Annotated in this window: 9 protein-coding genes; 2 read left to right on the top strand and 7 right to left on the bottom strand. The window is 38.9% G+C overall.

Annotation, left to right across the window (positions count from 1 at the left end; genetic code table 11):
- Positions 1-94 precede the first annotated feature (94 nt).
- Positions 95-946, bottom strand: coding sequence for an alpha/beta fold hydrolase (locus tag DK924_RS09230; RefSeq protein WP_054201592.1), 852 nt, complete (start codon positions 944-946; stop codon positions 95-97).
- Positions 947-1,132: 186 nt separating this feature from the next.
- Here DK924_RS09230 and DK924_RS09225 point away from each other — a divergent pair, with 186 nt between their 5' ends.
- The gene (locus tag DK924_RS09225) at positions 1,133-2,422 is read left to right on the top strand and encodes an alkaline phosphatase (RefSeq protein WP_109874972.1); all 1,290 of its coding nucleotides are present in this window, start codon (positions 1,133-1,135) and stop codon (positions 2,420-2,422) included.
- 65 nt (positions 2,423-2,487) lie between these two features.
- On the opposite strand, the gene DK924_RS09220 is transcribed toward DK924_RS09225, so the two are convergent.
- The 6 genes from DK924_RS09220 to DK924_RS09195 form a co-directional block, all read right to left on the bottom strand.
- Positions 2,488-2,817 (bottom strand): hypothetical protein, encoded by a 330-nt coding sequence (locus tag DK924_RS09220; RefSeq protein ID WP_109874971.1) that lies wholly within the window; start codon positions 2,815-2,817, stop codon positions 2,488-2,490.
- A 73-nt stretch (positions 2,818-2,890) separates the two neighbouring features.
- Positions 2,891-3,592, bottom strand: coding sequence for a tRNA (adenosine(37)-N6)-threonylcarbamoyltransferase complex dimerization subunit type 1 TsaB (gene tsaB, locus DK924_RS09215; protein WP_109874970.1), 702 nt, complete (start codon positions 3,590-3,592; stop codon positions 2,891-2,893).
- Positions 3,593-3,600: 8 nt separating this feature from the next.
- Entirely contained in the window at positions 3,601-5,517 is a 1,917-nt protein-coding gene (locus DK924_RS09210; RefSeq protein ID WP_075170179.1) for an ATP-dependent DNA helicase, read from the bottom strand.
- Positions 5,518-5,617: 100 nt separating this feature from the next.
- Positions 5,618-7,474: a M28 family metallopeptidase gene (locus DK924_RS09205; RefSeq protein ID WP_109874969.1), complete on the bottom strand. Its 1,857-nt coding sequence runs from the start codon at positions 7,472-7,474 to the stop codon at positions 5,618-5,620.
- A 71-nt stretch (positions 7,475-7,545) separates the two neighbouring features.
- A complete protein-coding gene (locus tag DK924_RS09200; protein WP_055012050.1) occupies positions 7,546-9,729 on the bottom strand; it encodes a M4 family metallopeptidase in 2,184 nt (727 codons plus the stop codon).
- A 433-nt stretch (positions 9,730-10,162) separates the two neighbouring features.
- Positions 10,163-10,396 carry a hypothetical protein gene (locus DK924_RS09195; RefSeq protein ID WP_109874968.1) on the bottom strand — a complete coding sequence of 78 codons (234 nt, stop codon included), beginning with the start codon at positions 10,394-10,396 and terminating at the stop codon, positions 10,163-10,165.
- Between the two features lie 397 nt (positions 10,397-10,793).
- Between DK924_RS09195 and hisG the strand changes: the two genes are divergently transcribed.
- Entirely contained in the window at positions 10,794-11,693 is a 900-nt protein-coding gene (hisG, locus tag DK924_RS09190) for an ATP phosphoribosyltransferase (protein WP_109874967.1), read from the top strand.
- Positions 11,694-11,698 lie beyond the last annotated feature (5 nt).

The following is an 11,698-nucleotide window of genomic DNA, read 5'->3' as shown; positions in this document are numbered from 1 at the left end:
ATATTTTTATTAACCTTAATCTAAGTAAGGCACTTTCACAATTGAGCAAATACTCTAATCTAGAGATAATCCCACATTTATCGGTAATATACAATTAACATGCACTACTTTGCACCATAAATGCGTGAATGTGTTCAAAACATAGCCCACTACTTTGCATATGGCAATGATGTCCACCGGGCACATCTATTACACTCAAGTTATTGTAATATTTACTATACTTGTCTAAATTTTGTTTTACAAATGGATAACCTTTATCACCTAATATTAATTGACATGGTGCAATTAATTCTTTTATTGCACCAATACATTGCGCTTCATCAAATCGAAAACCTGAGTGATTTTTAAGCTTAGGATCAGTTGTTAACTCAAACCCACTGTGCATTTGTTTTATGTTTCTGTCCATCAACAACGCAATTAGTTCATCATTTAAATCAGTTGTTTTTGCACGCGCTTGATAAATTTGCTCTTTTGAAGTGTATGTCCTTGATTTTTTAATCGTTAACCGTGCCCGGTTAAGTATGGCATTTCTTAGCTGCGAAGCGACTTCATTTGCTTGTGTGGTAACGCAGCCAATTCCTTCAATAAAAGAAACGGATTTAACATACTCGTTAAAACAACTCGCAAATAAACCCGCGACCATCGCCCCCATCGAATGCCCGACCAAGTGTACCTTTTTTAATTTAAGCGCTGTGATTAAGGCATACACATCATCCACATAATCAATAAAGTAGTAATGTGCCTGAGGGCTTCGCCAAGATGATAGTCCATGCCCTGCAAAATCAATACAATACCATGTTTGATTTGACGGTACGTCAGTTAGCATAGGTGCAAAGCTAGCACTGTTATCTAACCAACCGTGAAGCGCAATAACAACCTCTTCACCGTCTCCAAATTTAAGGCCATGTATATCTAAGTCGTTAGCTTTGACAGAAAATGGTTGCAATGCAAACCTCTACTTTTTATTTGGTTATAGCAATAACATACAAGAGTTATTACACAAATAATAGAACCGAGCTAGAAGAGCACACACTTAAATCTCGAGATTTCATAACATATTCATTTATTTATCTGGTCATCAGTATACAATAATAGTCGCTATTAAAATAAGTACACTTAAAGGGTACACACAATGAAAAAACAGTTCGGCTTATTAGCGCTTTTATGTACAACAACAGGAGCATTTGCTCAAACAGCGCCTAAAAATGTTATTTATATGATTGGTGATGGCATGGGTCCCGCTTTCACAACCGCTTATCGATACTACAAAGATGACCCAACAACAAAAGAAATAGAAACCACCGTTTTTGATACCATATTAAAAGGCATGGCGCACACGTATCCAGATGATCATACCTATGTTACAGACAGCGCAGCAGGTGCAACTGCACTTAGCAGCGGCCATAAAAGTTATAATGGCGCTATTGCCGTCGATACAGCTAAAAAGCCTGTTAAAACCATGCTAGAAATTGCAAAAGAGCAAGGAATGACAACAGCGTTAGTAGCTACCTCACAAATAAACCATGCAACACCAGCAAGTTTTGCCGCACATAATGAATCAAGAAGAAACTACGATGATATCGCTAATGACTACATTGACAATAAAATTGCAGGTAAATTACCGGTAGATTTAATGTTAGGCGGTGGTACTCAATACTTTATTCGTGATGACAGAAACTTAGTAGACGAATTTAAACAAGCTGGTTACCAATATGGCGATGATATTCAAAACCTTGGTCAAATCACTCAAGTGCCTGCTATAGGTTTATATGCACCTAAAGGCTTACCGTTTGCTCTTGATGAAAACCCAACAAGATTAAAGCAGTTAACTTCTAAAGCGTTTGATTTGCTTGATGGGCAAAATGATAAAGGCTTTTTTGTGATGATTGAAGGCAGCCAAATTGACTGGTGTGGTCACGCAAACGACATTGCCTGTGCAATGGCTGAAATGGATGACTTTGCTAAATCAATAGAAACGGCTAAAGCCTATGTAGATAACAACCCAGACACTATTTTAGTGATCACGGCAGACCACTCAACAGGCGGTTTAACTATTGGTGCACATGGCCAATATAAATGGGAAACAGATATTATCAAAGGTGTAAAAGCCAGTGCGGGCACATTGACCAAATTACTAATGGAGTCAGATAATCTTAAAGCGGTATGGCAGGAAAATACTAGTATTGAGTTTACAGCTGAAAACGAAATTAAGCTTAATCAAGCTAAAGCTATGGGTTTAAAAACGCTCAATTTGGCCGTTAAAAGCATTATTAATGACTTAAGTTTTACAGGTTGGACAACGGGCGGTCACACAGCGTCTGATGTACAAGTATTTGCCTATGGCAAAAATAGCGATGACTTTGTAGGCTCTCAAAATAATACTGATATAGCTAAAAAATTGATTGGTTACATAGAACAATAATCTCAGTAATGAAATTAAAAAAGCCCGAATAATTTATTCGGGCTTTTTTGTTTTTTTAATCTTAGCTAAGCGTATATATCAACACCAATTAAACTTTGAACTTCAGCTCTTCGCTCTAAATTAGCAAACTCAGTATAAGTAGAAATCGCTTTGCTTACTTGAACACTGGGTTGATCGTAAATAGTTTGGCTGTATTGGGTATCTTTGCTGTTCGCTTTTGTAAACTCTTTTGCAAGTTCAAGCCCTTCTGGGCTGCTTTTAACATAATCGGTATTAGTTTTTTGTGGTTTGGCTTGCTCTATTACTCGTTCAGGCTGCGCCGGAACTACCGAAGTAGAACGCACCTTAGCAGGTATATCACCTGTAAAAAAACCTGAACTTATAGGTAGCGACACAGCGCTTCTCCAACCAACAACATAACTAAATTATGATTTAAAATCGCTTAATTTGCAAACAACCGTGTTTATCTTATTCACGGCCCGGTAATTTTTTCCATGTTACCGTATCACGCACATACTTTGGTTGTGCATCACTGGCTTTTACACCCTTACCTGCAAGGTACTGCGCCTCTACGAGTGCCAACATATAGTGTGCATCCGGTAAGGTTACTTCAGGCTGTATGGTTACACTATTAAATGGCGTTAGTGCATCAGGGTAACTTTTAAAACCAGTCCCCACGGCTGCAGCATCGATATTTGAATCTATCAAAGTTGCATCTAACAATTCAGGTTTGAATACTCGCTCTTCGCCTTTAAGTGTCATCAATCCATCTTTTGCGTGGTATTGAGCAAAGTAGATTTCTCCCATACGCGCGTCAATACTAGAATAAACATCGTTAGCACCAAACTGTTCTAATGCCTGCTGTGCCATGACTGCTAAAGTAGATACCCCAACTAATGGTAAATTAGTTGAATACGCAAGACCTTGGGCAATGGCTACGCTTATACGCACGCCAGTAAAGCTACCTGGCCCTTGGCCAAATCCTATTACGTCTAAATCTTTTAATTTACAGCCGGCTTTACCAAGTAGCTCATCAATAAGTGGCAGAATTTTTTGGCTATGCTGCTGCGGGCACTCTTCAAAATGATGAAATGTTTTACCCTGATAATGCAAAACAATTGATAATGCTTCAGTAGAGGCATCTAGGGCGAGAATGTTACTTTTGATCATTTTTGTACTCAATTAATATGTTTTAAAAATGTATTGGCATCTTCTAAGCTACGTGTACGGCGCATTGGCGGTAAACTCTTTAAAAATACTTGTCCATATTGGCGTGTTACTAAACGATTATCGCAAATCACTAGCACGCCTTTATCTTTGTTGTCTCTTATTAAGCGGCCTACCCCCTGCTTCAAGGCAATCACCGCTTGAGGTAATTGAATATGTGCAAACGGGTCTTTGCCTTGCATTTGGCAATCTTGCATTTTAGCTTGTAGTAAAGGGTCATCAGGTGCAGCAAATGGCAGCTTATCTATAATAACACAGCTTAAGGTACTACCTCGTACATCAACCCCTTCCCAAAATGACGCCGTGCCCAGCAATACCGCATTACCATGGCGAGTAAATTTTTCTAGTATAATTCGTTTAGACATTTGCCCTTGCATATAAACTGGGTAGTCCATTTGCGTAGTTAAGCCCTCAGCCACTAAATGCATCATACGGTAACTGGTAAATAACACAAAACAACGCCCTTTAGCCGACTTAATAAGCTCTAAGGTTAATTTTACAATCGCATGGGGCATATTATCTTCATGCGATTGTGGTAAATAACGAGGTAAGCACAGCAACGCCTGATTCTCATAATCAAACGGGCTATCTACCATCATACTTTGCTTTGGTTTTAAGCCAAGGCTCGCATTAAAGTGGCTCAGTTCATTGTCGACCGATAACGTGGCCGAGGTAAAAACAAATCCTGAACCCGACTCTTTCATCATTAAAGCAAATTTAGCCGATACATTCAGAGGCGTAATATTAATAGTTAAATAGCGCCTCGTGGTTTCGTACCAGTAACTAAAACCTGTTTGAGCAGTATCGAATACGCGCTCTAACTGACCTTTAAAAGCCAATACTCGTTCAAACGGATGTTCTATTTTATCACTTCGCTCTAAGCATAACTTTAATACCTGATACACAAACTCTAAATCACTAATAACCCGATGTAAGGCCGAGCAAATAAGCTTATTACTGAGCTTTTCACGCCAGTCACCTCGACTGCCATCTACTCCAAACTGCAGCCTTAAATCAGCGACACTGGTTTCAAGCTTATTTAAACTTTTGCCTAATTGCAGCATATCGGGGATTTCAGCGCGATAAATAGCGCGCAAATCGTTAATTAAATCCACCAGCTTTTTGGTGCTCATGGTTTCGCCAAAATAGTCACTGGCAATTTCGCTTAATTGGTGAGCTTCATCAAATATGTAGGCATCGGCATTGGGCATTAGCTCTGCAAAACCAGATTCCTTTACCGCCATATCAGCAAAAAACAAATGGTGATTTATTACCACAACATCGGCATCCCCGGCTTTTAAACGCGCTTTGCGAATATAGCATTCTTGAAAGTCTGGGCACTCTTTGCCTAAACAGTTATCTGCAGTCGAGCTTACATACGGCAACACTTTGGCATCTTCTTCAATACCAATACAATCAGCTAAATCGCCGCTGTGAGTTTCACTGGCAAATTTAGCAACCATTGCTAGTTGATGCATTACATCAGGGTCGTCTGTTGGTACGTGTGCCACATGTTGAGTTAGCCGATAAGTGCATAAATAATTGGCACGCCCTTTTAACAGTGCCGTTTTTTTAGCCGCGCCTAAGGCTCTTACTAATACGGGTAAATCGCGGTGATACAGCTGTTCTTGCAGTGCTTTAGAACCGGTTGAAATAATCGTTTTGCCCTTAGATTTAAGAGCGGGAGCTAAATAAGCAAAGGTTTTACCTGTGCCAGTTCCTGCCTCAACAACAAGTTGAGATCGGGTTTTTAATGCATCCTCAACCGCCACCGCCATATCGATTTGAGGCTGGCGCGGTGTGTATCCATCTATTGATAAAGCCAAAGGCCCGGTCGCACTAAACAGCTGTTTGATAATACCAATCACTATGTAAAAAATAATAGCGGGATTCTACGTAAGCTGTTGAGGAAGGGCAAGCCAAAGTGAGTGAGAATTTAACCAATAAAGGGGCGTGTGCCCCTGTTAATTATTCTGCATTGATAGTTAAGGTAATGCCACTTGCATTACGATAACCTTTAATATCTATGTACCATAAACCTGCTTGGGGTGCAGAAACAGTACATGTTTCTGTGTTGCCATTTTTATAAGGGCGACACACATATTGTGTATTAGATGATGGCGCATCAAAATTTAAATACAAATCAGCATCGCCAGTTCCACCTGAAATTGCAACATTTAGCGAAGAATAGCCTGCAATTAAACGTTGTTCATAACGCTGCCAATCACCTGTATTTACGCTAATGTTATCTTCTACGCGATTGATAGGCTCTAAAGCACCAGCTTGCTCAAAACTACCTATCAAAGAAATATTGTTAATTGCGCTATATGCCTCAACCATTACATAGTAAGTTCCATCACCGCTTGTAGGAATATCACACCGTTCATTACTTGTGGCAGACGTACTTTTACAATCGAAATCGCTTAATGTTGGCGCCTGATTAAACTTAACGTATAAATCGGCATCGCCATTATCACCTGAGGTTTCAAAGCTTAAATTTTGCGCTCCTTTTGGTACATTCAATGTATAGATAAGCTGCTCTTTAGCAGTGGCATTGATACCAGAAATTGGCTCACCATTTACTAACTCATTATTACTTGGCGGTGTTACATCACCAGCATTCTTTGCCAATTCAGCTACAAAGCTTACAGCTAAGTTAGCAAATTTTATTGCATGATCAGCATCGAAATTACTGTCATTTTGTGTATGAATGAGTGGATTAATATCATTCATTTTTGATTCAAACGGCATAGAGGCAGCAAAGCCTTGTTGGTACCATGAAGCATGATCGGAGCAACCATAACCACATTGGTCAAAGCCATAACTAATTTGGGGTAAGTATGTATCTATAAGCTGCGCTAAAAACTGGTTTTGAGCATTATTTGTGTAATCCGTCATCATAATAATATCTTCGATACTGCCGTTGTTGCCGGTCATATCAAATTGCACCATACCCACTACATTTTTACCCTGCGCACGATAACTACTGGCTATATCTTTAGAGCCTCTCAGACCTACTTCCTCTGCCGCAAATGCCATTATTTTAATGGTTTTTTGCGGTTTATAATTTGTTTCAACTATCGCTTTTAAAGCTTCAGTTAACACTGCAATACCCGATGCGTTATCATCCGCGCCAGGAGAGCGTCCTTGTGCAGGATTTGCTTGGTTAATCGAGTCTAAATGGCCTCCAATAATTACAATCTCATCTGCATTTTCAGCACCGGCAATGGTTACAATGACGGATGATTGCGCCCAGCTATGCTGATAACTTTCAATGGTTATATCACTTCGGGTAGTTGCAATTTGTTGCCAATAACTTTGCAACCATTGTGAAGCATCAACACCGGTTTGCGAGGTATAATAACGATTATTAAAGTTAGTCAGTGAATTTACTGTGCTTTGTAAGTTAATCGGACTTTGTGCATTAATTAAACTTTGTACCGTCTGCGCATTATCAATAGAATAATTGTAAGCTAATAATGCTTGGCTATTTTGAACGACCGCTAATTGTTTTGCGTAATCACTCGCTTCTTCAAACGAGCTATGAGCAACAAACCCACCACAACGATTGTAGTTATGATGCATAAACTCACTCAAATTATTTACCGCGTTACTAGGTACACTGAGTAAATCAACATCTGGTATAGGGCTTGATTTTCTGTGAGAAAAAGGTATTTTTTGTAAAAATGTACCTTGTTCATTTTGATAATGCTGGGCTGCAGTTGAATCAATAGTTACCCAAATATTGTCTGGATTTTCATTTGCTAAGCAATTAAAACTCATAGTTAAAGTAGTAATAACTGCTAGTTGTTTAAAGTAGTTCATAAATATTCCTTATCATTTCACTTTTATTTTAAGCATTAAAAAAAGGGGCTAAGCCCCTTTTATAACTATGCCTAATTAGCAGTTATATTGAGTGTTACACCGCTTGCTATGCTGTAGCCTCTAAGATCAATGTACCAAGTACCCGATTGCGGGTTCTCAAATGTACATTCTTCATTGTTGCCATTTTTGTAAGGTCTACATAAATATGAAGACGTACTTGAAGGCGAACCAAAGTTTACATAAAGATCAGCATCACCACTGCCACCAGCAATACTAATATTTAAAGTGCTATACCCTGCGGATAAATCTTGAGTGAAGCGACTCCAGTTATTAGTAGTCACATTAATATTAGACTCAGTTCTGTTGATAGGCGTTACCCCACCATTATCACCTGAGTAACTACCCGTTAATGATACGCCAGATATAGCATTCCATGCTTCAACCATTACATAGTAAGTTCCCGCTTGTGCATTACTTATGTTACAGCTTTCTGTACTAGTAGATGTTGTGCTATTACAGTCGTAGCTATTTAAGGTCGGTCGGCTTGCAAATTTAACGTATAAGTCTGCATCACCTGAGCCGCCAGTAGTATTGAACTGAAGATTTGTCGCGCCAGCGGGAACATCTAAAGTAAAGAATAGTTGCTCTTTTTCAGCGCCACTGATACCCGTACGCGCTACCCCATTGGTTAATGCTTCATCGTCAGTCGGTGGTTGTGTTGTTGCACATTCACTACCTGAACTAAGATTTGAATTAACCCCAACGGCAGCTAAAGCAGCTTTAACATCATTTGGGTCATAATTTAAATCACAGGCTGCATCCATCACCCCGTTACCGGCTAAATCCCAGCCTACACCCGCACTCCAATATAGTTGGTTGGCACGAGCCATTACGATAAAGGCTTTTTGCGTATCCCAACCCGGCGTGGTTGCTAAATTATAAAATGCCTTATTATAAACCCCTGAACTATAATGCACGTCCATACCTGAATAATAGTTACTTTGGTTATCTATTGAACGGCCATCTTGGGTAGGGTTATTCATGTAACGCAGCGCACCATTACCTTTAAAAATATCCTTACCAACTAGCCAATCGTTGCTGCCTTTCATATAAAATTCAGCAGCTTCACCAGCCATATCCGAAAATGCTTCATTTAATCCACCTGGTTTACCATTGTAAATCAAACCTGAATTTTGCTCAGTAAAGCCATGGCTAACTTCATGTGCAGATACATCTAAACTTACCAATGGATAAAACGTATTTTGACCATCGCCAAAGGTCATTGCACTGCCATCCCAAAATGCATTTTCATAATTACTTGAATAATGAACGCGCATTTGCAACTGAAAACTCAAGGGTGCTGTACCTACCCAATCGTTATACATATTAAAAATAACGTTACCAAAAAAATGAGCATCATTTAGCGGTGAATATGCGCCATTAATTTCTTTGACCGTATTCTCAGGACACGTAAATGAATGTGCGGAAGAGCCACTCGTTCCACCATTTAAATTAATAGTGCGAACATTTGCGTTATTCATGGTACAAGTATTACCCGATTGACTAACATCTAGACTGTCAAAATCAGTTCCATAAATATACTTGCCTGTCTTTAGATTTCCGCCAGGACCTGTTGCATTGGCATGTTGTAAGTTATCGTAACTAAGTAATACCTCACCAGTATTAGCATCAATGATCTGATATGGTCTTGATGGTGACTTGCCATAAGTAACATAAGACACCTCATAAACTAAATGCGCCTTATTCTGATCGTCAACCCAAATAGCGAGCCTTGATTGCTCGTTATGTTTTTTCAAGCCGACTGATTTTGCTGCAATGCCAGTTTTTGATCCTTTTAAAATCGCATCTTTTTTTGTCAACTTAGCTGAAACGTCCGCTAAATCTTCATCAATGTTGTAAACAGCGGCACCATGGGCTTTTTTAAGCATCCCATTGTTAAATGTTAGGCTGACTGTATCACCAATAACAGGAATGCCTTGATACGTTTGTTGGTAACGGCGTGTTACTTCTCCGTTATTGCTAGTAAACTCTTTTAATACAACTAATTCGTTCCCTACACTTAACCCAATCAACTGATTTGGACTTACCGATAGCAAGGAAGCAGAGTTTGATTGCACCATGTTATTAATTGTCGGTTGTTGATTTAGATATTTCTTATTCGCAGCTACTGCATTTGTTGCTTGAACCAAAGTTAAAGCAGCAAAAGTTGCTATTGTGATTTTAGATAAATTCACGTTTACGCTCCGTTAAAGTTTAAGTTTTTAGTATATTTGTATTAATCGGCACACCTTGTACCCGATTAGGGATCAGCATAGACCGCAAACTGTAATAACGAAAATTAAACATTTAATTTACAATTAAAGTATTAGTAATAATATTTAGTGCTTTATTTACAACTGGTTATAATTAATCATATTTATAGCAAAAACAATATATAACATTATGTATACATATATTTACATTTTAAAAATTCAACGAGGGGATTAGTTTTATAAGTTAGACTAGTAAATATTCATCACTCAACGATGACTAAAAAGTCGCGTTCTTGCTGTAAAAATTTAAACTTATGTGATTTGCAGTGAGTTAAACGGAATTTAAGCTGAGGGCTTAATTAAGTGAAGGAGGTTTTGTAATTACCTTTATACTCTGACAGGCAATCAGCTTTATTTAAGCCCATGTATCTAGATGGGGTTTGTCGTCATCTTCTTCAGCGGTGTTATTGCGCGATTTATTTTCGTCAAACGACAGCTTATGTTGTTTTTCTACCTCCCTTTTTCTTCGCTCTTCTAGCTCTACTTTTTTGGCACTGGCACTTTGTTGAACCCCCGCAATATGAAAAGCCCCTTTAGATTCAAGCGTCAAACGCGTAATAGGCCCTAAATAAGGGATCATTATATCCATGCATGCCTCCATTGAATTGAACGTAATTTAATCACTATAAAGCTGTTGATAAATAAAGCAATACTCTAATTATTATCGGCAGTTATAAGATATTCTTTAATTAAAGAATATTTTTCTTGCCATGATGTTAGTGAATGTGTTTTTATAAATGCGAAATTTATTAAACAAACAGCAGCTAAGCGTTAACATAGCAACGAATAGCTAAACAGGATATAAAAATGCTTAATTCACTGACAGTTGTACATCACCACCATCATTCATCGGAATAACCTGTCAGGTCTTTCGCTGAGAGGTTGTTCCTAAAAGGAAACCTCTGGCGAATCAACATACCAAGATTCATTTTCGCCCTGAGGTTTCCCTCGGGGTTTTTAGTTTTTAAATTAAAGGAAAATGAGTAATGAATAATAGTAATCGTCTTCGTATCGCCATCCAAAAAGGTGGCCGCCTATCTAAAGATTGTCAAGATCTGCTTAAACAACTGGGTGTAAAACTCAATCTTAGTGAGCAGCGCCTAATAGCACACTCAACCAACATGCCTATCGACGTTTTGCGTGTGCGCGATGACGATATTCCAGGCTTAGTTATGGATGGTGTATGTGATTTAGGTATTGTTGGCGAAAACGTACTAGTTGAAGTACAAGCAGAAAGAGAACGCCAAGGTGTTCCAAGCGAAGTAACAAAACTTGCAAAACTTGATTTTGGTTACTGTCGTTTAGCACTTGCATGGCCACAAGAACTTGGTAAACAAGACAAGAGCTGGTTTGAAGGCAAACGCATAGCAACCACTTACCCAGAAATTTTAAGCCAATACCTAAAACGCGAAGGCATTAACGCCAGCACAGTAATGTTAACAGGTTCAGTGGAAGTAGCCCCACGAGCAGGACTTGCCGATGCTATTTGTGATTTAGTCTCTACAGGCGCAACGCTTGAAGCAAATGGCTTAATGCAGGGTGATACCATTTTAGAGTCAAATGCTTGTTTAATCCAAAACACTCAACTACAAGATCCTGAAAAATTAGCGCTCATCAATAAACTAATGCCGCGTTTACGTGGTGTAAAGCAAGCTAAAGAAAGCAAATACATTATGTTACACGCACCAAAAGACAAGCTTGATGAAATTTGTGAGATTTTACCTGGCGCTGGCCAACCTACCTTACTGGCTCTTGCGGGTAATGATGAATATGTTGCCCTACACATGGTGAGTAGCGAAACCCTATTTTGGGAAACCATGGAACAACTTAAGGCCCTTGGTGCCAATTCTATTTTAGTTATGCCAATTGAAAAAATGATGGAGTAACAACA

The sequence above is a fragment of the Pseudoalteromonas sp. meg-B1 genome (assembly GCF_003173795.1).
GTDB classification, from domain to species: domain Bacteria; phylum Pseudomonadota; class Gammaproteobacteria; order Enterobacterales; family Alteromonadaceae; genus Pseudoalteromonas; species Pseudoalteromonas undina.
This window is presented reverse-complemented; position numbering and strand designations above follow the sequence as displayed.

Coding starts and splice junctions, on each gene's coding strand:
- DK924_RS09225 (WP_109874972.1), top strand. CDS start 1,133: ATGAAAAAACAGTTCGGCTTATTAGCGCTTTTATGTACAACAACAGGA.
- tsaB (WP_109874970.1), bottom strand. CDS start 3,592: ATGATCAAAAGTAACATTCTCGCCCTAGATGCCTCTACTGAAGCATTA.
- DK924_RS09205 (WP_109874969.1), bottom strand. CDS start 7,474: ATGAACTACTTTAAACAACTAGCAGTTATTACTACTTTAACTATGAGT.
- DK924_RS09195 (WP_109874968.1), bottom strand. CDS start 10,396: ATGGATATAATGATCCCTTATTTAGGGCCTATTACGCGTTTGACGCTT.
- hisG (WP_109874967.1), top strand. CDS start 10,794: ATGAATAATAGTAATCGTCTTCGTATCGCCATCCAAAAAGGTGGCCGC.